Genomic DNA, 23705 nt, shown 5'->3' with positions numbered 1-23705 from the left:
CGAGCAAGAAAACAGGAGGGATTTATGATGAAGCGGTTAATAAAAGCTGCGGTGAAGTATGGTCCAATTCTTTATCCAATTGCAAAAAAACTAATGAATAAACGAAAAGCAAAGCGTCTAAAAAATTCTTCGTATTCAAAATAGAAAAAACTGACTTATCAAGGTTTGCCCCTTTAAGTCAGCTTCTTTGAGTTTTTTAGTTAATAAAAATTTCTTTTTTATAAGTGAGTCCTTTTATTTCGTAATAGCTTAGATAGAAGTGCCTGCACCTTTTAGATAATAGAAGAATAGTGTAAAAATACAGAGGTTTATAGGGAGGGAACTTTATGCCGGTATCAGTTGTGTTTAATCAAATTGCAGTAAATGCAATTAATGAAAATGCTACTATTGCGACTGGTCAAAACAACCAACAAGATTGGTCATGGCAAGGGAAAAATAATTTTGCTGCTGGCGTGCCGATTGGATTTGTTGTTGCGACTAATAACTTAAATACTGTAATTGACAATGATCTATTTGATACACCAATTTTTAGCCCTAATATTGTAAATCCACAGCCTACTATTCAATATTAAGGTGAACAGATGAGTATTCAATTTGATTCAATTCAAATCAATTATATCCATGCGAATTCAGGATTTTTTGTTGGTGAGAACACTCAGGTGAATTGGAAAACACAATACAAAGAAAATAATGCTTTAGGAGAAGTAATTGGGGATCAAAATATACTCATTCAGAACGTTAATGTCGTTTATGATAATGACATTATAGATACGCCAATTGAAAATATTTCTTATGGAGAAGAACAAAAGATAGATGAAAAAGGGAAAAAAGATTAATGTTCTCCCTTTTTCAGCTTTTCTTTAAGTAAAGTTTGCATCCACTCCGGAATGTTATGTTCTTTGCTATTCACGAGTAAATCCATGATTGCAGAATCATTCAGTAGTGAACGCAAGCCTTCAATATTGTTGTGATCGCCGCTTATGGAACCTAATCCTTGATTTTGTTTTTTATAGCTCTCAAATCCTGTTGGTGTGTTGTTACCGAAATTTATACAGGAAGCACCTTCAACTGTTCCGATGCGAATCGTGCCGATGAAAAAGTTGGGTGAAAGCATCCCCATTTTATTCCTCCTTTTGATGAAAAGAAAAAGAATATCCGTCTTTCGTTTTTTTTATCGCTCGCTTTTCATTTTGATGTTTCTGTTTTAAATTCTGTTTTCTATTCTTCTGTTCCCCAATTGAAACACCAAAATTGTTTCCTAGATTTAATGCCCCGCTCAAATCCTCAATATCCAATTGATCAAGTGTAAACGATAATTGTTCGAGTGTCGGATTATGAATATCAACGTGATTAATATGAAAATGATATTCAATGGGTTGCTTTCTTGATGATGCGATCTCCAATTGTAAATCTTTTATTTGGTTTTGTAATTCGCTAATTTCTTTCTTATAGGTATTGTTTTTTTTCCAGAACCACATTACTCTTTTTCCTGCCCGTTTTTTCTTTTCATTACTACATGCTTATTATTAAAAAGCACATTATGATCTCCATTAATCATTCCATTTCCTTCATTTTTCTTCCCGATAGATGAGAAGTTAGTCTGATAATTATCTCCCGAAAACACACCAGAAGAATCGGAAAGGTTATCAATAGAGAAAGAGTGAAAAGTGAATTTCGCCATTTTATCACCTCCCTAATGGGATAGCAATGAAAGGAAAATAACTTGTGAACAGATCTTTGAATAAATAAGGAAAACAAGTGCGTTTATAGTTCTGTTTTCGTCTGAGGCGATTAAAAAAATAGTAAAAATTTCCTAATTTGAATTTATTCTTCAATATTTATAATAATATCTTCTTCTTGGGCTGCTTTTTGAATTCGAATTTCGAGTAAACCATTTTTATATTGGGCTTTTATATCTTCTGCTTTATAATGAAATGGAACCGAGATTACACGTTTAAATTTTCCGGAAAAGCGTTCATTTTGCAAAAGTTTCTCTTGCTCAACTGGATAGGTATAACCAATATTTCCATGTAAAATCAGTTCAGTTCCATTTTGCCGAATTTGAATATTATCCATTGATGTCATCCCTGGTAATTCAACAATGATAACACCCTCTGTTTTGGTTTCATACATATCAAAGGAAGGCCCACGTTTTGGAATGACATGATGAAGGTCATTCCAAAAATCTTCTCCAAGAACTTGATCGATATTTTCAGAAAAACGAGACCAATTTATTCTTCCTTTTTTCTTTTCCATAATTAACACCTCTAATTCATTTATATGCATAGAAATGATATTCATGAAATGGAAGGGAAGAGGCGTTATCTCATTTAAGGATAATAGGGAGGTTAGTTTCGTCTTCCATCCGAAGATTAAAAGAGCTCTTCCAGGCGGAGTGGCCTTTGTTTATCACTCATAAGCAGGCGCTTTACACTTATTTTTAATAAGTTGTAAATTGAAAAATCTTTTGCAGAATATACATAATGTATTTAAAAACAGGCAGTGAATTTTCATATGCTTCGTATTCAAGTGTATAGCTTGCGTCTTTGTTGTTCCAAATTCTTTCAAAGTATGAATCAACATCCTGTACAAGCTTACTCGTTGAATGAGCCTGCAGTTTAATGTTTGCTTCAAGGTTGTAATCATCTAAATTACGGGATGTATAATTTGCCGAACCGCCAATAATTGTGCTGTCTTTTTCTCCTTTTATATAAATAAGCTTTGTATGATATTGCTCTTTATTTGTGTTATACCAGCGGATCGTTAAATGTTTTTTTCGTGTTTTATACAGTTCAGCCGCAATCGGGATATTCGGTAAGCCCATTTTTTCAGAGCCAAAGGCATTTTGATTTGGATCTAAAATAATCCTTACTTCAATTCCGCGTTCAGCCGCGTCTTCAAGGGCATCAATAATATCACGATCAGCTAAATAAAACATGCCAACCCAAATGACATCTCCTTTTACTGCATGATCCACAGCTTCTACAACGCTGTCTTGAATTTTACTTTCTGTTAAGATTTGCGCTTTAATGAAGGAATCTGATTCTATCTGAGAGCCGGTACTTTCAATATTTTCTAACTGTTTTTCGGTAGGAAACTTCTTTAAATTTCCGCCTGAAAAAGCGGCAGCCGCTCTTTCAGCTTTAATCATATCGAGGAGAATGTCTCCTTTTATTTTAAAGGCGATATTAGAATGAAACCCACTCGCATCATGCGGGTTTGCTGAAAGAATAAGTCCGGCATCTTCTGTAATGACGACTTTTCGGTGATTTGCTTTAATGTTTAATAATTTAAAATAGGAGCGCATGGTAACAGAAGGTGCATTTGCTGCGAGAGGATTAGGAAGCCATCCTGTTCCTTCTTGTCCAAACCAAGATAGCGTCGTTCTCCAAATTCCCGAATATAAGATGTTAGGATCGCGTAATCGATTTAAATCTGTAAAAATAACTTCTGCACCAAGCTTTTTTAAAGGCTCTATTTGTTCGGCAGTGTGAGAATGATAGGTTGTGTTAATTTCATCAGTAATAAATACAACTTTTAAATTCGGATCTTCTTTCATCTTCTTTTCAATCGTTTTTCTTAATTTACTGCTGATCGGAGGATAGTTACGTTCCCCATTTGAGTAACTATTGACGAGAAATAAATCTAAAATAAGGAAGCTATCCGCTTTTTCAATTGTTTGATAAACTTCTTTAAAAATCGATTGCTCATACGTTTCTTTTCCATTTTGTTTATAAGTAAGATCATAAAGAAATTCTACCTCTTCATCTGGTACATTATATACCTTACCTGCAAAGGATGTATTCGGCGGCAGCGGCTTTATTCTGTGATAAATCATGGTAGTTGTTACAATTAAAACAATCAGTACAAGTAAGATCCGACCCTTTTTCTTATGAATAGGTTTCTGTATTTTCATTTTCACTTCTCCAAACATATTTAGACATTTCATTACTGTATACCCTCTTTTTCCGGATATCTATCGTTCTTGTTAGTAAGAAAGCAGAGTGGATGAAAACATGAATTAAAATTTTTTAGGGTGAATGGATAATGAAAAAAATACGTTAATATATATAAAATGAGAAAGAAGAGTTAAACTTGTTTTATACTCTGTTAATGGATGTGATGAGATGAGAACGGTTAATGAACAAGCAGTAAAAATTGGTTATGTGCTTGCACTTTCTTTAATAATGGCTGCAGTTATTTATTTTTTTGCATCGAATTGGGGTGGATTGGATAAATGGCAAAAAATTAGTTTAAGTGTGGGACTGCTCGTTTTATTTTACGGAGGAGCCTTTTTGTTAGCTAAATGGTTTACTAGGCGCCCCTTTTTAAGTGAATTCTTTTTCTTTATAGGCTGTATAAGTTTTGGGGTGACGATTGCCTTAATAGGGCAAATTTATAATTCCCATGCAGACAGTTTTATGCTGTTTGTTGTGTGGGCTGTGCCGTCGCTTCTGTTTTCTTTTTTTACAAAATACCAGCCGTTTTATTTTTTAAGTTATGGATTGGTGCATTTAGCCGTATGGTTCTTTCTTTTTCCTTCAGCAGGCTTTCATACAAATGAGGAGTATTGGTATCGAGGCTTCTTTTTAGGAACGGCTTTCGCAAATCTTCTTTTATTTATAATCATTGAAAAAGGAGTTTTTCGTGCACAGGCACTTGCCTTTTTGGCATTCATTTCCTTTCATATAACCATGCTTATTTTATCGACAGGGGAATTATTTGAGTCTTTTTCATTGATTATGAGTTTTACTTATCTTGTTATTTTAGTTCGTTGGTTTATTTACTATGTAAAAACAGATTTTCATAAAGGGTATACAGTCTTGTTAGGACTAGGTTTTACAGTTTTTGTTATTATTAAATTTATCGCTTTTTTAATTTTTGTAGGAACTGAGTTTGTTTTTCTCTTTACAATGTTTTTGCCGGTTGTGATTGTTGCAGGAGCTGTGTTTGGAATCAGCAAATGGCGAAAAAATAAGAAGGGAAATGAAAGTCCACTGATGAGGCGGATTTTTATCGGGGTGATTTCGTTAATTTCGTCTGTGATTGCGGCCAGTTCAATCGCGGGAACATTATTTTTAATTGTGGGTGAAGTTCCTTATTATGTAACAGCTTTTTTAGCGGTTCTAGGTTTTATCTTACCAGCAGTATTACTAAAAAACTGGGACCCTGTTATTCGGTATACAGTGCTTTTAACCGGTTATTTTCTCGGTGCTCCTTCTGTAATTTTTTCTCATCTTGCTTATTCATTTGCATTTATCGCTGTGCTTGGATTTGTGTTTTGGATATATGAAAGCAAAGCGATTAAATATGGAACGTATTTTTTAACAATGTTTGTCCTGTTTGCCGGATGTTTAGAAGAAAACTTCAACATGGAAGCAGTGGTGTTTAGCTTATTAATCGTAAATATTATTTTGTTAGCGTTAAGTTTTAAGATGATACCAGTATTAAAAGAGCTTGTTTATATCAACAGTATTTTCTATAGTTTTCTTAGCTTTTTTATTTTAACCTTTTTATTTGAAAATTCTTTCGTTACGTATGTCATCGTAAATAGTGTGTATTTTATTATCGCAACGGCTGTGCTTTTTCTAGCGCTTAAGAGAGATCAGCAGGCTCTTTATTGGATGAGTTTATTGTTCTGGTTCGCTTATGTGATCTATAAATATTATGATCTATTATGGAGTTTGCTGCATAAATCACTGACATTTCTAATTGTAGGGCTTATTCTTTTTATACTTACAAACAGATATGACGCTCTTTCTAAAGCAGTAGGTTCATCGATTAGTTTTGTGAAAAAAAGATGGCTTTCAATTCTCGTTGTGTTAGTACTGCAGGTTACGATTATCGGCTTTCAAGTTGTGAAAAGTGAAGTACTGCTCGCTGAAGGGGAGTTAGTGAAACTTGAACTGGAGCCGGTTGATCCGCGTTCAATGCTGCAGGGCGATTATGTGATTCTTCGCTATACGATTTCAAATCTTTCCTTAACACCAGAGCCTTCTTACAATGAAAAAGTAAAAATCGGCTTAGTAAAAAATGAAGCGGGAATTTATCAATACAGCGGTACCTTCTTAGAAAATAACCAGCAGTTAGAAAATGAGCATGCGGACGTGTGGATCACAGGGCGTTATAAAGGGGATGGTAACGTTGAATACGGCATTGAAAATTACTTTGTAGAAGAAGGGACGGGGTTTGAACTCGAACAGAATGCTGACTATGCGAATGTAAAGGTTTCAAAAGGCGGAGATGCGATTATTGTTTCTTTAGAATAGGTACTGTTTCATAATGGGGTTGACTTCTTAGTTGGGGTCAACCTTTTTTTGCTGTCCTTTGCTCTCGGAACAGATAACGTTATAATGAAAAGCATGGAATGCAATAAAATGTGAAAATGATAAAAAGAAGTTAGGATGAAAAAAGATGACGAAAGAAATTTCTTTAAAGATAAAATCAAAGTTTACTAATAAATTCAAAAGTGGTTATCCGCTCATTTTTAAAGATGCATTACTCAATAGCGAAGTTCTTAAAGAAGAAGGATCGATTGTAAAGCTCTTTGATGAAAGAAATCACTTTATTGGAAAAGGCTATTACGGCAAGCAAAATAAAGGCTATGGCTGGGTGCTTACACAAAAAGAAAGTGAGAAAATTGATCAAGTATTTTTTGAAAAGAAGCTTCATTTCGCATTAAAACACCGCGCCCATCTTTATGAAGATGCGGAAACCACTGCATTTCGTGTTTTTAATGGGGAAGGAGACGGCATTGGCGGTTTTACAATTGACTACTTTGACGGATACTATTTAATTAACTGGTATAGTGAAGGCATATATCAATTTAAGGAATCTGTTATAACATCACTTGAAAATTTAGTTTCCTTTAAAGCGATTTATGAGAAAAAGCGATTTGATACAAAGGGTCAGTATATGGAAGATGATGATTTTGTTATGGGAGAACGCGCGGAGTTTCCGCTTCTCGTCAAAGAAAATGGCGCTGTGTTTGCTGTTTATTTAAATGACGGGGCAATGGTTGGGGTGTTCTTAGATCAGCGTGAAGTAAGGCGTACGATTCGCGATCAGTATGCGGCAGGAAAAACCGTGTTAAACACGTTTTCTTATACAGGTGCTTTTTCCGTTTTTGCAGCATTAGGTGGTGCAAAGAAAACAACAAGTGTTGACCTTGCTAATCGAAGTTTAAGTAAAACAATTGAACAGTTTCGTGTAAATGACATTGATTATGAAGCACAAGACATTATCGTAGAAGATGTGTTTAAATATTTTAAATATGCGGTTCGAAAACAATTGAAGTTTGAGATGGTCATCCTTGATCCGCCGAGCTTTGCCCGCTCAAAGAAGCATACGTTTAGTGCGGCAAAAGATTATAAAAACCTTTTAAAAGAAGCGATTGCGATTACAGAAGATCATGGGGTGATTGTTGCTTCCACAAACTGCAGCACATTTGATATGAAGAAGTTTAAAGGCTTTATTGAAGCAGCATTTAAGGAAATGAACGGAAAATATGAAGTTTTGGAACAGTTTTCACTGCCGGAAGACTTTAAAACGATAAAAGAATTTAAAGAAGGCAACTACTTAAAAGTAGTGTTTATTAAGAAAATAAAAGGGTAGGAATATACCTCCCATGGTAGGGGTCTGACCCCTACCATGGGAGGTATATATTTATTTTACCGCGACTTCAATATGTTTAAAAATGGTGACATCAAAAAGACCTAAATCGGTTAGTTTTAAGGCAGGAATAACAGGTAAACTTAAAAAGGAAAGTGTTAAAAAAGGATTAAAGTTCGTGCGGCCGCCAAGCTGTTTTAAAGCGAGATGAAGTTCATGAAGTTCTTCATTAACTTCTTTAAATTCCTTTTTTGATAGCAATCCAGCAATTGGTAAAGGAAGTGAACCGATCACGTCACCTTGGTTTACAACGACAAGGCCTCCCTTCATCTTAACGATGGTCTCAACCGCTTTTAAAAGGTCGTGATCGTTTGTGCCAGCAGCAATAATGTTGTGAGAGTCATGGGCGACCGTTGAAGCAATTGCCCCAGACTTTAATCCAAAGCCTTTTACAATGCCTGCTCCAATAGTGCCTTTCTTTTGGTGGCGTTCAACAACAATGAGTTTTAAATGATCATCTGTTGGTGATGAAACAAAATAACCGTCTTTTATGTTCACCTTTTCAATTAGTTTTTTTGTTACAAGCTGGTTTGGAATCACTTCAATAATGTGAGCCAGGCCGCTTTTATAAATTGGAATTTGCAGATCTTTTTTTGTAATAGAAGGAACTTGAACAGAAGTTGTTAACTTTGTTCCCGCTTTTACTTTATAAGGATTACGGAGCATACATTTGCCATTTTTAGCAGCAAGTTTCCCTCCTTTAAACACATGTGAGATTTTTACATCATCTAAGTTATCCAGCAGGAGAAAGTCTGCATCATATCCTGGGGCAATGGCTCCTTTACTTGTTAATCCATAGCATTCAGCAGCATTTAAAGAGGCAATTTGGATGGCTAAAAGAGGATCAAGTCCTAGTTGAATCACTAGCCGGACATTATAATCAATACTTCCTTCAGAAATTAATTCATCTAAATGTTTATCATCTGTACAAAATAGAAAGCGGCGCGCATTTTTATAAGTTACCGCTTTAATAAGCTCTGTTAAATTTTTCGCGGCAGATCCCTGCCGAATTAATACATACATCCCTCGCTTGATTCGCTCTAATGCTTCTTCAGCTGTGACGCATTCATGATCTGTTTGAATGCCTGCAGTACGATAACTGTTAAGAGCTTCTGGAGATAATCCAGCCGCATGTCCATCAATTTTATTTCGATGCTTCAGCGCTGCTAAAAGCTTTTCAATCATTCCGTCATTACTGTTTAAGACTGCCGGATAATCCATTACTTCAGCTAACCCTAACACTCTTGGGTGGGAATAAAACGGTTCTAGATCAGGAGCAGTTAATACAGCGCCTGCATTTTCAAAAGAGGTCGCCGGAACACAAGAAGGCAGCATAAAAAAGATATCGATTGGGAGATTTTCTGAAGCTTGAAGCATAAAAGAAAGCCCGTCAATTCCAGCAACATTTGCAATTTCATGTGGGTCGGTAATGACTGCTGCAACACCATGAGGTAAAACAATCTCTGCAAATTCTTCAGGTGTGACCATTGAAGATTCGATGTGGACATGTCCATCGATAAAGGTTGGCGCAATATAACGATTTTCTGCATCTATCACAATGTGTCCATCAAATTTACCAATACCAACAATTGTGCCATCAACAATAGCTAGATCTCCTCTTATAAATTCTAAATTAAACACATCAATAATTTGGCCATTTTTAATCACAAGATCTGCCGCTTTTCGGTTACTTGAAACATCTATTTTGCTTATAAGCTCCTGTTTTTTATTTTTCATAATCGTTCTCCTCTTAGGTTGAATTTTTAAGGGATAAACGTATGGTAAGACGTACTGTAAAGCAATGTTTTATCATTTGCTCAATTGGGAAATGGTTTTATAAACATGTTAGAAAAGGAGCGAGATTATGAAAACATACAGTGTAGTTCCAAATAAAGATGCAGCAGGCTGGTACGTTAAAATAGAAAATGTGGCACCGACCGATTTATATGACAATAAGGAAATTGCCGTTGAAAAAGCAGAAGAATTGGCAAGAAAAAATAAGCCAAGCAAGCTGTTTATTCATGATAAGCATCATGAAGTAGAAGATGAAAAAAGTTTTAAATAGAGACAACATAACCGCTCACCTGTGAGTGGTTATTTTTTTATGGAAATGTTCTTAGTGAGAGGATAAGTGAAGTTTGTTATGTGAATTTGTGAATAAATATTGAAAAAAAAATGGCTTTTTTGTCACAGTGATTGTGACCGTTTTTTGAACTTTGTGAAAGAAAGTAATCAAAAGCGCTTTCAATTTGGTATGATAAGTCAGCACTATTAATAACAGATTTATTAGAAATAGGCTGCAAGCCATTATAAAAACATTAGCTATTTTATATTGCTCGATTTGAGAGTGTCTTATTTAGAAAGGAAGGTGAACGAAATGTTCAAAAATCGCAATACATTTTTAATTGTAAGTAGTAGTTTAATTTCACTAATCATCATCACAGTATTAGGTTTTCAGACTGATATGATTGTATTAGATCCAAAAGGACCGGTTGGACAAATTCAAAAGGACCTTATTATGTTTTCTATTTATTTTATGATTGGTATCATGGTTGTCGTTTTTGCCATGTTTACGTATGTCATTATTAAATACCGTGGTGACCGTAAAAATGTTACAAGTAAAGATTATCAACCTGATATGCATGGCAGTACAAAATTGGAAATCATCTGGACGATTATTCCGGTTATTATCGTTACATTATTAGCGGTTCCGAATGCAAAGGCGCTTTATGAACTGAAAGAACCACCGAAATCTTCTGCTGATAAAGAGGCAATTGTTATCCATGCTACTGCGGTGGATTGGAAGTGGATTTTTAGTTACCCAGAGGAAAATATTGAAACAGTGAACTATGTAAATGTTCCTGAAGATACTGCAGTTCTTTTTAAAGTGACGGCTGCTGATTCCATGGCTTCTTTCTGGGTCCCGCAGATTGGCGGTCAAATTTATGGAATGCCAGGAATGGTCAATGATCTTTACCTGCAGGCAGATGAGCCTGGCGAATATGAAGGAAGAAACTCAAACTTCACGGGTGAAGGAATGACCCATCAGCAGTTTAATTTTGTCGCGTTAGAAGAAGACGATTATCAAGAGTGGGTAAAAGAAACACAAGAAACTGCACCAAAGTTAGATGAAGAAACATATGAAAAGTTAATGTTACCTGAAAATGTTGAGGAAATGACGTTTTCATCTACTCACTTAGAATTTGTCGATCATGGAACAAATTCTGGATATGCAATGGGAATTCGTGAAAAATACGGCGTTGAGATAAAAGGAATTAAAGTGGAAGGCGTATCTTCAGATCATGAATCTGACTCTAATTCGAACTCACACTCACATTCTCATCACTAAGAAAGGGGGCCACTTGAATGTTTAATTTTATAAAGGATAATTTAATCCTGCATGACCCAATGATTCTTGGAGCAAATATTTCGATCGCATTAACGGTCATTGGAATTGTATTTGTTCTTACGTACTGGAAAAAATGGAGATGGCTCTGGACAGAGTGGATCACAACCGTTGACCACAAACGAATCGGAATTATGTATATTATTGCAGCCCTGCTGATGCTTTTCCGCGGTGGTGTGGATGCATTATTAATGCGGGCACAGTTAACTGTTCCTAATAATGATTTCTTATCATCACAGCATTATAATGAAATCTTTACAACACATGGTGTAATCATGATTTTATTCATGGCGATGCCGTTTTTAATCGGATTAATGAACGTCGCGGTTCCACTACAAATTGGAGCAAGGGACGTAGCCTTTCCATATTTAAATAACTTAAGTTTTTGGTCATTTATGTTTGGGGCAATTTTATTTAACATCTCGTTCGTATTTGGTGGATCACCGGATGCGGGTTGGACAAACTATGCACCACTTGCAATTGAAGGTAGTCCCGGACCTGGAATTAACTATTATTTACTAGGTTTACAGGTTGCCGGTATTGGTACACTTATGACAGGTATTAACTTTATTGTAACGATTGTTAAAATGCGTGCACCAGGAATGACATTGCTTCGTATTCCAATGTTTACATGGACAACGCTTATTACGTCGTTTATTATCGTTTTTGCCTTTCCAATCTTAACGGTTACGTTAGCGTTAATGTCGTTTGACCGATTATTCGGAACACATTTCTTTACACTAACGGGCGGCGGTAACCCGATGCTTTGGTCGAACTTGTTCTGGCTGTGGGGTCACCCTGAAGTATATATTGTTATTTTGCCTGCGTTCGGTATTTTCTCAGAAATTATTGCAACATTTGCAAGAAAAACATTGTTTGGCTATAAATCAATGATTATTTCTCTTGTTGCGATTTCTTTCCTAAGCTTCATTGTATGGGTTCACCACTTCTTTACAATGGGCGGAAGCGCGGCAGTCAATAATGTCTTTTCAATTACGACGATGGCCATTGCGATACCGACCGGGATTAAAATCTTTAACTGGTTAGGTACGTTATATAAAAGTAAAATTCAATTTACTTCAGCAATGCTTTGGTCGGTTGCATTTATTCCGACATTCGTAATTGGCGGGGTAACAGGGGTTATGCTTGGAATGGCTGCAGCAGATTTTCAATATCATAACAACTATTTCCTTGTTGCACACTTCCACTATACGTTAATTGCCGGTGTAGCATTTGCCTGCTTCGCAGGTTTAATCTACTGGTATCCAAAAATGTTTGGTTATAAAATGAATGAACGCATTGGAAAATGGGCATTCTGGTTCTTTACAATTGGATTTAATGTCTGCTTCCTGCCGCAGTTTATCTTAGGATTTGCCGGTATGCCAAGACGTGTTTACACGTATATGCCGGAAGATGGCTGGACTACATTAAATGTTATTTCTACAATCGGAGCCGTTGGTATGGGGATCGGCTTTGTAGTTATTGTTTATAACGTCTATTACAGCTTCCGTTACGCTGAAAGAGAAGTTTCAGGAGACTCTTGGGATGGGCGTACATTAGAATGGGCAACAACAACAGCAGTACCGCCGCATTATAATTTTGCGGTTGTTCCTGAAATAAAAGAAGTCGATGCATTCTGGTATATGAAACAGGAGCAAAAAGAAGCGAAACAAGAAGAAAAACAAGACAAAATCGACTATAAACCAATTCACATGCCGAGCAATGCAGGAACACCGTTTGTATTTTCAGCGTTTACCTTTGTGGCAGGCTTCGCTTTAGTGTTTGAATTATGGTGGATGGCTATACTCGGTGCGGTCGGTATACTTGGATGTTTGGCATTCCGTTCCATGCGCTCGCATAAAGAAGATGAAGGTTATTATGTAAGTGTAGAAGAAATTAATAAAACGGAAAACTTGTTTAAGAAGGAGGCGTGATTGATGGCACATAGTACGAATGTAGATCCAAACACGCCATTAGAATATCAATCTAGTATTGGCAGATTAAATATATTTGGATTTTGGATTTTCCTCGGTGCGGAAGTTGCTTTATTTGCTACAATTTTTGCGACATACTTTTCGCTTAAAGGCGGCACAGCCGGCGGTCCGCTTCCGAGTGAACTTTTTGACTTAAAAAACACAATTATTATGACATTACTGTTATTAATTAGTAGTTTCACTTCTGGTTTATCCATTAATGAAATGAGAAGAAAAAATGTGAAGGCAATGCTTATTTGGCTGATCATCACATTATTATTCGGGGCTGGATTTCTCTATATGGAGATCACTGAGTTTATCCATTTAGTGCATGAAGGTGCTGCTTTAAGTACAAATGCATTCTGGTCATCTTTCTATATTTTGACTGGAACACATGGACTTCACGTAACACTTGGTATTGGCTGGATTATATTAGTGATGTTCCAAGTGCTTAAAAGAGGTTTAAACCCGGATACTGCTAAAAAGATTTTTATTTCTAGTTTATATTGGCACTTTTTAGACTTTGTATGGATTTTCGTCTTTACAAGTGTTTATCTATTAGGGATGGTGGGATAATGGCAAGTAAAACAGCGAATCATAATGGCTTTCCATGGACACAGGTTATTGGCTTTCTCCTATCTATCGCTTTAACATTTTTAGCAGTTTGGTGGGGACTTTATACAAACTTACCGTATAATACAATTGTTATTCTTGTCTTTGTCCTTGCAGTTCTTCAAGCAGCAATTCAGCTCTTTATGTTTATGCACGTAACAGAAGGTGAGGGTAAATGGCAGGTAGGTAAAATGCTTTCATCTGCATTTATCGCATTTGTAATTGTTGCTGGTTCGGTTTGGGTACTAACTTCAATGCACTAAAAAAAGCGGAAGCACCTTGTTCAGCCTCGAAGCGCATTTCAGCTCCTGACAAAAAGGCGCACTTTGCCTTTGCAGGAAGGAGAGAAATGACACGAGAGGCTGGGTGCTGCAGCTGGATTAAAAAAAGCGGAAGCACCTTGTTCAGCCTCGAAGCGCATTTCAGCTCCTGACAAAAAGGCGCACTTTGCCTTTGCAGAAAGGAGGGAAATGACACGAGAGGCTAGGTGCTGGAAGCTAATTAGATAAAAGCAAAAAATGCGGTTTGCACATTTTGTGCAAACCGCATTTTTTTATATAATAAGGTGGGTAGGGTTAACGAAAGTTATTTAACAATGTGAAGATTTTTACGCATTTTCCTTTTTTCAAGATCACGTCCGATTACAAATACTAATATTATAGCAGCTTCAGCAAATACTAAGTTTCCATAGAAAGAGACTGGTAAAATGAAATGTGAAATATTTCCTGATGCAGCCTGCACAAAATAAGCCCACATTCCGACTACAAACGGAATTTGAATAAGTGCTAATTTATGACGGCTGTGACGCCATAATAAAATAGGTGTGAGACTTGAAAGCAGCATGAAAATAATAACGATATCCATATCAATCTCTCCTTTTTCCGACTATTATAGTAAACGCTTACAATACGTATGAAAATAAAAAGGTAACTATTTTAATAGTTTAAATTATGTAGTTGTTTTATTTGTTACTTATATTGTAACAAATTGTTCAATGAATTGTCACTATTTTTTCAAAAAATGTTCAAATTTATAGTGAATAACTTATTGCAATGACTGTGAGAAACGCAGATGATCTAGTATAATGACTGTACTGCAATGATAACGACATAAATAAAAAGGAGTTCTTTAAGATGGCGAAAGAAGCAATTGAAACATTTCGGCAGTGTATTCCGCTTTTTCAAGCGTTAAGTGATACGTACAGACAAGATATTATTTTACTTCTCGCACAGCATGAAAAATTAACGGTGAATGAGATTACAAATCATTCGACGCTCTCAAGACCAGCAATTTCACATCATTTAAAAGTATTGCGAGATAATAAATTGGTATCAATTGAACAAAAAGGTACGCAGCGTTATTACTCGCTAGAAGTTCAAGCATCAGTAGATTTATTGAAGGAATTAATTTATCAAGTGGAATTGGCATGCGACCTTTAAGAAAGATCTTTTCTCTAAAGGTCGTTTTACTAATATAAAGTTTAATTATTTAAACGATTAAACTAATTTGGCGAAAAAAACTCCTCTTTAAAACGAAGCATGGAAAAACGTCAAAAAGTTCGAAAATAAAAGATTTCCCTTTATAAATACGCTTTCATTATCCAAAAGAAAATTTGCTTTCTGCAGAAAAGGTTTAGTACTGTGTACAGTAGAAAGTTTTCTCCGATTAAGGGAGGGCTTCTTGATAAAAACGAAAAAGGGGCTGTGTAAAGATGACGGAACGAGAACAACAGCTTATTCACGCTGCATATGCAGAAGTTGAAAAGCATCAAGAAAAGGTTGAAAGTGACTATTATCGTTTAAAGTATCACATGATGCCGCCTGTTGGTCTATTAAATGATCCGAACGGGTTTATTCAGTTTAACGGTACCTATCATTTATTTTATCAATGGAATCCATTTAAAACAGGTCATGGTGCAAAGTTTTGGGGCCATTATACGTCTGCTGATTTGGTTCATTGGAATCATGAAAAAATTGCACTTGCTCCGAGTGAATGGTTTGAAAAAAACGGCTGTTATTCTGGAAGTGCCGTTGAACATGATGGGAAGATGCTGCTTTTCTATACGGGGAATGTAAAAGATGAAGAGGGAAATCGTGAAAGCTATCAATGCTTAGCGGCATCAGCAGATGGCATGCATTTTGATAAAAAAGGTCCTGTTATAAACCTCCCTGAACAGGGGTATACTGCGCATTTTCGTGATCCGAAAGTATGGGAAAAAGATGGAAAGTGGTATATGGTAATCGGTGCTCAAAGTGAAGCGGAAGAAGGAAAAGTTGTCTTATACCGCTCAGCTAATTTAACAGATTGGGAACTTCTCGGTGAGATGACCGGTTCAAACTCAGAACAGCTCGGTGAATTTGGTTACATGTGGGAATGTCCGGATCTTATTTCGTTAGACGGAAAAGATGTTCTTATCGTTTCTCCGCAAGGGCTGGCACCAGAGGGAGATCTCTACAACAACCTTTATCAAGCAGGTTATTTTGTTGGAAGCTTGGATTACGAAACGGCCAAATTTTCACATGGAGCATTTACTGAGCTTGACCGCGGCTTTGAATTTTATGCACCGCAAACGACAGAAGATGATAAAGGAAGACGCTTATTATTCGGTTGGATGGGCATGCCGGAAGAAAATGAAGAAGATCATCCAACGATTGAACACGGCTGGATTCACACGATGACACTACCGCGTGAGTTAAAATTGATTAACGATAAGCTGTATCAAATTCCTGTTCAAGAATTAACAAAACTTCGCCAAACAGAAACAACTGCAGAAAATATTCAGCTTTCAAATGAGGCTCAAAGCTTTGAAGAAATCGCAGGAGATGCACTTGAACTTCTCATTACAAGCAGTGGTAGTCGCGAGTTTTCAATTGAAATCAACATCCATGATAACGCAAAAGTAATCTACAATGCTGATGACAAGAAGCTTTCACTTGAACGAATCAGTTTTGCAAACGGGAATTGGGAGAGAAGACGCTGTGAATTAGCTTCACTTTCTGAACTGCGTATTTTCTTAGATACATCTTCTGTTGAAATTTTCGCAAATGGTGGGGAAGAAGTATTTACAGCACGTATTTATCCAGAAAAAAGCAATCAAAAGATTTCCTTTTCTGGTCAAGGAAATGTCTCGATTAAAAAATGGGAGTTATCTCTTTAATAAAAAAGCAGGCTCAAGAAGGAGTCTGCTTTTTTCCGTTTAATGAAATAGGGTTAAAGGGAACAATAACACGTATACATCGTTATTTAACAAGAGATAAGTTAATGGGGGATGGGAACAATGAAACAGTTTGTTAAACCAACAGTCGTTGTTAGTAAATGTCTAGAGTTTGCTGCCTGCCGATATAATGGGGATGTGATTCACGATGAAATGGTTGATAATCTTTCTACTTTTGTTGATTTTATTCCTGTGTGTCCAGAAGTGGAGATTGGCTTAGGAACGCCAAGGGACGTGATTCGGATTGTTTCAAAAGAGGGAGAGCATCGCCTTATTCAACCATCCACAGAAAAAGATTTAACGGAAAAGATGACTGCATTTGCTAATACTTTTCTAGAAGAAATCGGTGAAATAGACGGTTTTATTTTAAAAAATCGATCGCCAAGCTGCGGGACACGCGATGTAAAAGTGTATACAGGTATTGAGAAAGCACCTGTTAAAGAAAAAGGCAGCGGCTTATTTGGTGGAAAAGTTATTGAAAACTACGGTGATAAGGCAGTAGAAGAAGAAGGAAGGCTGAAAAATTTTACGATTCGGGAGCATTTTTTAACAAAGCTGTTTACACTTGCTGAATTTCGAAGCATAAAAACCAGACACGATATGCAGGAGTTAATCGATTTTCATTCCCGCAATAAATATTTATTTATGGCTTACAACCAAACACAGCTGAAAAATATGGGAAGAACGGTCGCCAATCATGAAAAAAAATCAATTGAAGAAGTGTTTAAAAGTTATGAGTTGTACTTATACAAACTGCTTAAACGGGTACCGCGTTATACCTCAAACATAAATGTATGTCAGCATGTATTCGGTTACTTTAAAAACGAATTAAGCTCAAAAGAAAAAGCATTTTTTCTTGAAATGATGGGAAAATATAAAGAAAAAAAGATACCCTTAAGCAGTTTAATCAGCTTATTAAAGGCTTGGGCGATCCGGTTTGAAAATAATTATTTATTAAGTCAAACGTATTTTGAACCTTATCCTGAGGCGCTTGTAGAAATTAGCGATTCAGGAAAGGGAAGAAATTACAGCTAAAAAGGTGTTGACGAATGCTGTCGATCAAGCTACAATGAAAGCGGATTATAAATTAATAACACAGGATTGTGACTGGTAAAGCAGGCAAGACCTAAAATGTGTAAAGGGCATCGTGTACCTATGTGTACGTATTCGCTCCTGCGCGTTTTAGGTCTTTTTTATTTTCCTGTGCTAAATATAAAGGAGGAACAACAGCATGAATCCAAAAGAAACTGCTCGTAAAATTTTGCCGTTACTTGGCGGTAAAGAGAACATACAAAGTGCTGCACATTGTGCAACACGTCTTCGCCTTGTCTTAAAAGATGATGATAAAGCAAATAAAGCAGAACTTGAAAATATTGATGAAGTAAAAGGCGTATTTTTAAGTTCAGGTCAGTTCCAAATTATTTTAGGAACAGGTATGGTTAATAAAGTATATCAAGCATTATCAGAAGAAGCGGATTTTAGTACGGATACTGATTCTAGTGATCATTCCGAAGCGATTAAGAAGAAGATGAATCCAGTTGCTCGTGTCGCTAAATCATTATCAAATATTTTCGTCCCAATTATTCCAGCGATCGTTGCCAGCGGTTTATTAATGGGTCTTTTAGGGATGATGAGAGCATTCCAATGGGTAGAGCCTGAAAGTGCATGGTTTGTATTTCTTGATATGTTCTCAAGTGCTGCCTTTATTATTTTACCAATCTTAATCGGTTTCAGCGCGGCGAAAGAATTTGGCGGCAATGCGTTTTTAGGTGCGGTTATCGGTGGAATTATGACACACCCTGCCCTTTTAAATCCGTGGGTGCTTGGAAATCAAGATCCATCATATATTGAATTTCTCGGTTTCGATGTTGCATTAATTGGCTATCAAGGAACAGTATTACCAGTATTATTAACAGTGTATGTAATGAGTAAGTTTGAACGCGGCTTGCGTAAATTTGTACCAAACTCAATTGACCTACTTGTTACACCGTTTTTAACAGTCATTTTTACTGGATTTTTAGCAATGCTTGTGATCGGTCCACTAGGTACTTTGTTAGGTGACGGGATTAGTAATGGGTTACAATTTTTATATGATAAAGCAGGATTTATTGCTGGTATTTTATTTGGCGGTCTTTATTCAACGATCGTTTTAACTGGTGTTCATCACAGCTTCCATGCAATTGAAGCAGGACTTCTTGCAAAATTCGGTGTTAACTTCTTATTGCCGATTTGGTCAATGGCAAACGTTGCTCAAGGTGGCGCTGGTCTTGCGGTATTCTTTAAAACGAAAAATAAAAAGCTTAAAGGAATTGCTCTTCCATCAGCGATTTCTTCATTCTTAGGAATTACAGAGCCGGTTATTTTCGGTGTTAACTTACGTTTAAGAAGACCATTTATCGGTGCTGCAATTGGTGGTGCACTTGGCGGGGCATATGTTGTATTTACAAATGTTGTGGCCAATGCGTACGGCTTAACAGGAATTCCAATGATCGCAATTGTTGCACCGGAAGGAATGGCAAACTTAGTGAACTATCTAATTGGTTTTGCGATTGCAGTTGTTGGTGCATTTGCAGCGACATTAATTTTAGGATTTAAAGAAGAATAAAAAAGATATAAACAAGCGGGTGACCTTATGTTTTGAGGTTAGCCGCTTGTTTTATTAAAAATAGTTTGGCTGCTGTTCAGTATGTGCAGCCTGTGCTAATTGATCAAGCTTTTTATTTAAAAACGTTTTATCAAGTTCTTGAAGCATGCTGCTGTTAAAGCCGCTTATAATATAATCGCTAAAATGCCAAACTTTATTTTTGATAGACTGATCAGCTCCTTCTGCAATAAAAATTAAGGCATCCAAAATCGATGTGGTGACGGAAACATCTTCTTTTCCGTAATGACGAAGCTGATAAAACGTTGAATATAACAGGTCTTCAAAACGCGGATATTCAACGATTAACCGGAGCTGATTTTCCTCATCATAATGATACATTGTACCTAAATGCGTTTTTGAAATTTAATGTAAAATATTTCCATATGATTTGATACAGGTTATCGCTGTATTCGGATCATTAATGCCGGGAGAAACAGCACGGAGCGCAATTTCTGTTAACTTTTGGATGCCATATTCCATATCTTGAAACGTCGTTCGTGATTCTCCGACTGTAATATAATCTAAAAAGCGATGAGTGTTTTCTATTTTTTTTGATTGGGGCCATATTAACAGCAGAGAAGTGGCAGGACCAACATAGGCACCGATTGGATAATTGACTTTAATAACCGCATTGCACTGCTGCGCTTCATTACGAAGTCCTTCTAAATCAATTAATTGAATATATCCAACATTGTTTAGCGGTGGAACTTCAATTGGTTTGTTTGTAAGAACATCAAGCATCTGAGCTGAAGGTGGCGTATAGTCTACATTATTTTTATCTTTATTTCCCTTATGTAATTTGTGAACAGTTTCCAAAATATCAGTCGAAAGGTTTTCGATAAGTTTACTTACCCGCAAAGAAGTAGCAACATGATGAATAAAATAAACAAAATAACCGAGACATAAAATCGAAATAGCAACTCCAAGTACCGCTGAAAAGACGACTTGTTCTTCCTCGTTTTTGCGCATAAATAAAAGCGCTAAAATCGTATAAATAAACCCTCCAATAAAAATTCCTAATACTCTTAGTGTGCGCCGTTCTGTAATAAAATTTTGCAGCGTTCGCGGTGAAAACTGGGACGTATAAGTTGTTAGGACAACCATAATCATGGAAAAGGTGATAGTTGTCATTGTTAATAAAGAAGGTGCAAGAGCACTTAAGATTGTTTGAGCTAATTCAACATCTGTTAATAAATAAGAAGGAAGCCATTTATGGATGTTATTTGCATAGATTGTATCAACGCTAAGTGCAATTATAGAAAGAATAAGGGCAAAGAAACTGTAACTTCCTGGAATAAACCACACGCTTTCATGAAGACGTAAATACCATTTTTTTATCATTTTTTTCTCCTTGAAATATGTTGTATTCTATCTGATTTATTTAGCGGTCTTTTTATCTTCTTCCCTATTTGAATGCTGTATAACCTTTAAAACTTAAATGAGGATTCAGTGATGATGGCTATTCTTTTCCATTTTAGAAAGGATTGTTTAAAATAAATAAAGAGGTTACTGATAATAAAATGGAGGGGTTCATTTTGACATTTCAACATAAGGTCGTTATTGTGACAGGTTCAGCAAATGGTATTGGAAAAACTGCGGCAATAGAATATGCAAAAAAAGGCGCAAAAGTTGTTTTAGCAGATATGGACGAAGAGGAAGCACAAAAAACGCTCACAGCCATTAAAGAACATCACGGGGAAGCAATTTTTATTCCAACAGACATGCGGAATCCAAAAGAGATTGAAACATTAATCTTTAAAACGAAAGAGGTATATGGCAGAATTGATATATTAATTAATAATGCTGGTGTATCGCGCTGGAAGTCGCCATACGAACTATCAGTAGAAGAATGGGACGACATCATTAATATTAATTTACGAGGTGTTTTTTTATGCGCAAGAGAAGCGGCGAAAGTGATGCGTCAAAATCAACAAGGTGGTTCTATCGTTAACATTGCTTCAACCCGGGCATTGATGTCTGAACAACATACAGAAGCATATGCGGCTTCAAAAGGCGGCATTGTTGCACTAACTCATGCGTTAGCCATTTCACTTAGTGAGGACCAGATTCGTGTTAATGCCATTAGCCCAGGGTGGATCGAAACCGGAAATTATGAGGAGTTAAGAGAAATTGATCACAAACAGCATCCTGCCAATCGCGTTGGAACGCCTCTTGATATTGCTCGTGCCTGTTTTTATTTAACCCACCCAGAAAATGATTTTGTTACAGGAGAAAACATTGTTATCGACGGCGGGATGACGCGAAAAATGATGTATGAACATTAAGAAGATTTCCTTCTCATAATGAAGTTTAAACTGGATAAACTAAAATGAATGAAATATGAGGAGTGATAATCATGAATTTTCAACAACATGAACTTACTGTGATTGAGCAGGCATTAAAGCAGGCAATGAATCAAAGTACAGATTACCAAGAAATTTATGCTTATGAAGAACTGTTAAAAAAATGTTCAGTACAAAATGCGGCTGCAAAACAAGACGGATTTCGCTATGATTATGATGATTCCTTTGAATTGTAGGCTTTCTATAAATAAAAGAAGTTAATGAGGGAGGCCCTCTCAAAAAATTTTTATTTATAAGAAGATATCATAACTAAAAAATAATTGTGGTTGTGTTTAATATAAAAATATTGTATGTTGTATAGTATAAGAAAGATTATGACAATAATATACGTTTTTCCACTAGGGGTGCATGTACATGCTGAGAGAGGCGAACTGCCTTAACCCTTAACCTGATCTAGGTAATGCTAGCGGAGGGAAGTGGATAGAGTAAATGCGAACAAGTGTGATTTTTTATATGCGTGTTTATGTTCAATTACTTCTAGCCTACTTCTGTTCCGAAGTAGGCTTTTTATTTTTTATAGGAGGGGATCGAAATGAAATTTTCTGAACAGCTTCGAAAAGAGGCAGATGCGATTTGGCAGGCGAGCTTTGATCATCCATTTGTAACGGGAATTGCAGATGGAACGCTTCCACTTGATTGTTTTCGTTATTATGTGAAACAGGATGCGTATTATTTATCTCATTTTGCAAGAGTACAAGCATTAGGCGCAGCAAAAGCAGGCGATTTATTTACAACGAGCCGCCTTGCAGCTCATGCACAGGGAACAGCTGAAGCGGAACTTAGCTTACATGAAAACTTCTCAAAACGATTAGACATTACAGACGAGGAAAAAGCGAACTTTAAGCCGGCACCGACTGCTTATGCGTATACATCTCATTTATACCGGGCTGCCTTAAACGGTCATTTAGGCGATATTATTGCTGCCCTGCTTCCTTGTTACTGGCTTTATTATGAAATTGGTGAACGTCTGCAGGGTGAGAAACCGGAAGAACCGATTTATCAAGAGTGGATTGCCGCGTACGGCGGGGAATGGTTCCGCGAGCTTGTTGAGGAACAAATTAATCGTTTGGATGAGCTTGCAGCCCGCGTTACAGAAGAAGACCGTAACCGCATGAAAGAGCACTTTATTATTAGCAGTCAGTATGAATATTCATTTTGGGAAATGGCTTATACAAAAGAAACATGGCCTGTAAACAAAGAAAACATACTTTTATAATAAAAGGAGAATGAAAGATGTCTAAAGGATTAAAGTTAACAGATATTTTAGTAACGATTGTGATTGCGATTGTATTTGGTCTTGTGTATAAATTATGGGGTCCATTATATTCAGCGGTTGCGCCGCTTGGCATTCATTTAGATCAACTCATTTACGGCATGTGGTTTATCGCCGCAACGGTTGCGTTTTTAATTATTCGTAAACCCGGTGTTGCCCTTCTTGCAGAAGTTGCCGCGGCATCTGGTGAGTTTTTAACCGGTTCTCAGTTTGGTCTAGAAGTATTAATTTATGGTGTTCTTCAAGGCTTGTTTGCAGAATTAGTATTTATGGCATTTCGTTATAAGCGCGTTGATTTATTTGTTGTATCACTTGCAGGTTTTGGTTCAGCGGTTGGTTCTTTTGTAATGGACTTTTATAAAGGTTATCTTGCTGATCTTGAAACATGGAACTTATTATTAATGATTGGCGCACGTTCTCTTGGTGCAATTATTATTTCTGGTATTTTTGCTTATTATCTTGTAGGCGCATTAGAAAAAACAGGTGTTACAAATTTAGTACGCCCGGCATCTAAGAAAGATTATGAGGCGTTAAACGATTAAAAGAGGT

Annotated in this window: 24 protein-coding genes, 1 pseudogene and 1 riboswitch; of the genes and pseudogenes, 17 read left to right on the top strand and 8 right to left on the bottom strand. The window is 36.5% G+C overall.

What is annotated here, in order from left to right; genetic code table 11:
• Nucleotides 1–326 precede the first annotated feature (326 nt).
• Nucleotides 327–572: a hypothetical protein gene (locus tag DS031_RS13205; RefSeq protein WP_113806540.1), complete on the top strand. Its 246-nt coding sequence runs from the start codon at nt 327–329 to the stop codon at nt 570–572.
• Between the two features lie 9 nt (nt 573–581).
• A complete protein-coding gene (locus tag DS031_RS13200) occupies nt 582–836 on the top strand; it encodes a hypothetical protein (RefSeq protein ID WP_113806539.1) in 255 nt (84 codons plus the stop codon).
• Here DS031_RS13200 and DS031_RS13195 read toward each other — a convergent pair.
• From DS031_RS13195 to DS031_RS13175, 5 genes are all read right to left on the bottom strand, one after another.
• The gene (locus DS031_RS13195; RefSeq protein WP_113806538.1) at nt 833–1120 is read right to left on the bottom strand and encodes a hypothetical protein; all 288 of its coding nucleotides are present in this window, start codon (nt 1118–1120) and stop codon (nt 833–835) included. The genes DS031_RS13200 and DS031_RS13195 overlap by 4 nt on opposite strands.
• A 1-nt stretch (nt 1121) precedes the next feature.
• Nucleotides 1122–1478: a hypothetical protein gene (locus tag DS031_RS13190; protein WP_113806537.1), complete on the bottom strand. Its 357-nt coding sequence runs from the start codon at nt 1476–1478 to the stop codon at nt 1122–1124.
• Entirely contained in the window at nt 1478–1681 is a 204-nt protein-coding gene (locus DS031_RS13185) for a hypothetical protein (protein ID WP_113806536.1), read from the bottom strand. Before DS031_RS13185 ends, DS031_RS13190 begins: the two co-directional genes overlap by 1 nt.
• A gap of 143 nt (nt 1682–1824) precedes the next feature.
• Nucleotides 1825–2256, bottom strand: a complete 432-nt coding sequence (locus tag DS031_RS13180) for an Hsp20/alpha crystallin family protein (RefSeq protein WP_113806535.1) — start codon at nt 2254–2256, stop codon at nt 1825–1827.
• 184 nt (nt 2257–2440) lie between these two features.
• Complete coding sequence (locus tag DS031_RS13175) at nt 2441–3916, bottom strand: phospholipase D family protein (protein ID WP_113806593.1); 1476 nt, start codon at nt 3914–3916, stop codon at nt 2441–2443.
• Nucleotides 3917–4127: 211 nt separating this feature from the next.
• Between DS031_RS13175 and DS031_RS13170 the strand changes: the two genes are divergently transcribed.
• Nucleotides 4128–6269, top strand: coding sequence for a GDYXXLXY domain-containing protein (locus DS031_RS13170; RefSeq protein WP_113806534.1), 2142 nt, complete (start codon nt 4128–4130; stop codon nt 6267–6269).
• 145 nt (nt 6270–6414) lie between these two features.
• On the top strand, nt 6415–7614 hold the full coding sequence (locus tag DS031_RS13165; RefSeq protein ID WP_113806533.1) for a class I SAM-dependent rRNA methyltransferase: 1200 nt from the start codon (nt 6415–6417) through the stop codon (nt 7612–7614).
• Between the two features lie 51 nt (nt 7615–7665).
• Here the strand turns inward: DS031_RS13165 and ade are convergent, their stop codons facing one another.
• Nucleotides 7666–9408 (bottom strand): adenine deaminase, encoded by a 1743-nt coding sequence (gene ade, locus DS031_RS13160; protein ID WP_113806532.1) that lies wholly within the window; start codon nt 9406–9408, stop codon nt 7666–7668.
• A gap of 127 nt (nt 9409–9535) precedes the next feature.
• Between ade and DS031_RS13155 the strand changes: the two genes are divergently transcribed.
• The 5 genes from DS031_RS13155 to qoxD all read left to right on the top strand — a co-directional run bounded on the left by DS031_RS13155 (nt 9536) and on the right by qoxD (nt 13925).
• Nucleotides 9536–9736, top strand: a complete 201-nt coding sequence (locus DS031_RS13155) for a DUF2188 domain-containing protein (RefSeq protein ID WP_113806531.1) — start codon at nt 9536–9538, stop codon at nt 9734–9736.
• Nucleotides 9737–10048: 312 nt separating this feature from the next.
• Entirely contained in the window at nt 10049–11020 is a 972-nt protein-coding gene (qoxA, locus tag DS031_RS13150) for a cytochrome aa3 quinol oxidase subunit II (RefSeq protein WP_113806530.1), read from the top strand.
• A gap of 17 nt (nt 11021–11037) precedes the next feature.
• A complete protein-coding gene (gene qoxB / locus DS031_RS13145; RefSeq protein WP_113806529.1) occupies nt 11038–13011 on the top strand; it encodes a cytochrome aa3 quinol oxidase subunit I in 1974 nt (657 codons plus the stop codon).
• A 3-nt stretch (nt 13012–13014) separates the two neighbouring features.
• Nucleotides 13015–13626 carry a cytochrome aa3 quinol oxidase subunit III gene (gene qoxC, locus DS031_RS13140; protein WP_113806528.1) on the top strand — a complete coding sequence of 204 codons (612 nt, stop codon included), beginning with the start codon at nt 13015–13017 and terminating at the stop codon, nt 13624–13626.
• A complete protein-coding gene (gene qoxD, locus DS031_RS13135) occupies nt 13626–13925 on the top strand; it encodes a cytochrome aa3 quinol oxidase subunit IV (protein ID WP_113806527.1) in 300 nt (99 codons plus the stop codon). Before qoxC ends, qoxD begins: the two co-directional genes overlap by 1 nt.
• 322 nt (nt 13926–14247) lie before the next feature.
• On the opposite strand, the gene DS031_RS13130 is transcribed toward qoxD, so the two are convergent.
• Complete coding sequence (locus DS031_RS13130; RefSeq protein ID WP_113806526.1) at nt 14248–14526, bottom strand: spore morphogenesis/germination protein YwcE; 279 nt, start codon at nt 14524–14526, stop codon at nt 14248–14250.
• Between the two features lie 269 nt (nt 14527–14795).
• Between DS031_RS13130 and DS031_RS13125 the strand changes: the two genes are divergently transcribed.
• From DS031_RS13125 to DS031_RS13110, 4 genes are all read left to right on the top strand, one after another.
• The gene (locus DS031_RS13125) at nt 14796–15101 is read left to right on the top strand and encodes an ArsR/SmtB family transcription factor (RefSeq protein WP_113806525.1); all 306 of its coding nucleotides are present in this window, start codon (nt 14796–14798) and stop codon (nt 15099–15101) included.
• 272 nt (nt 15102–15373) lie between these two features.
• Entirely contained in the window at nt 15374–16819 is a 1446-nt protein-coding gene (locus DS031_RS13120) for a glycoside hydrolase family 32 protein (RefSeq protein ID WP_113806524.1), read from the top strand.
• Nucleotides 16820–16939: 120 nt separating this feature from the next.
• Nucleotides 16940–17911 (top strand): YbgA family protein, encoded by a 972-nt coding sequence (locus DS031_RS13115; protein ID WP_113806523.1) that lies wholly within the window; start codon nt 16940–16942, stop codon nt 17909–17911.
• Nucleotides 17912–18107: 196 nt separating this feature from the next.
• Nucleotides 18108–19481: a sucrose-specific PTS transporter subunit IIBC gene (locus DS031_RS13110; protein WP_113806522.1), complete on the top strand. Its 1374-nt coding sequence runs from the start codon at nt 18108–18110 to the stop codon at nt 19479–19481.
• A 54-nt stretch (nt 19482–19535) separates the two neighbouring features.
• Here the strand turns inward: DS031_RS13110 and DS031_RS13100 are convergent.
• Nucleotides 19536–20861: pseudogene (locus DS031_RS13100) on the bottom strand (DUF2254 domain-containing protein).
• 179 nt (nt 20862–21040) lie between these two features.
• On the opposite strand from DS031_RS13100, the gene DS031_RS13095 reads away from it, so the two are divergent.
• The 4 genes from DS031_RS13095 to DS031_RS13080 all read left to right on the top strand — a co-directional run bounded on the left by DS031_RS13095 (nt 21041) and on the right by DS031_RS13080 (nt 23698).
• Entirely contained in the window at nt 21041–21805 is a 765-nt protein-coding gene (locus DS031_RS13095; RefSeq protein ID WP_425451967.1) for a glucose 1-dehydrogenase, read from the top strand.
• Between the two features lie 71 nt (nt 21806–21876).
• Entirely contained in the window at nt 21877–22059 is a 183-nt protein-coding gene (locus tag DS031_RS13090; protein WP_113806518.1) for a hypothetical protein, read from the top strand.
• A 154-nt stretch (nt 22060–22213) separates the two neighbouring features.
• Nucleotides 22214–22315: riboswitch (TPP riboswitch) on the top strand.
• Between the two features lie 100 nt (nt 22316–22415).
• Nucleotides 22416–23099, top strand: coding sequence for a thiaminase II (gene tenA / locus DS031_RS13085; RefSeq protein WP_113806517.1), 684 nt, complete (start codon nt 22416–22418; stop codon nt 23097–23099).
• A gap of 17 nt (nt 23100–23116) precedes the next feature.
• On the top strand, nt 23117–23698 hold the full coding sequence (locus tag DS031_RS13080) for an ECF transporter S component (protein ID WP_113806516.1): 582 nt from the start codon (nt 23117–23119) through the stop codon (nt 23696–23698).
• Nucleotides 23699–23705: the final 7 nt, after the last annotated feature.

This window comes from Bacillus taeanensis (genome assembly GCF_003318295.1).
Taxonomy (GTDB): Bacteria; Bacillota; Bacilli; order Bacillales; family UBA6769; genus Maribacillus; species Maribacillus taeanensis.
Note: the sequence above shows the minus strand (reverse complement) of the source record. Positions and strands in the feature narration are given on the sequence as shown.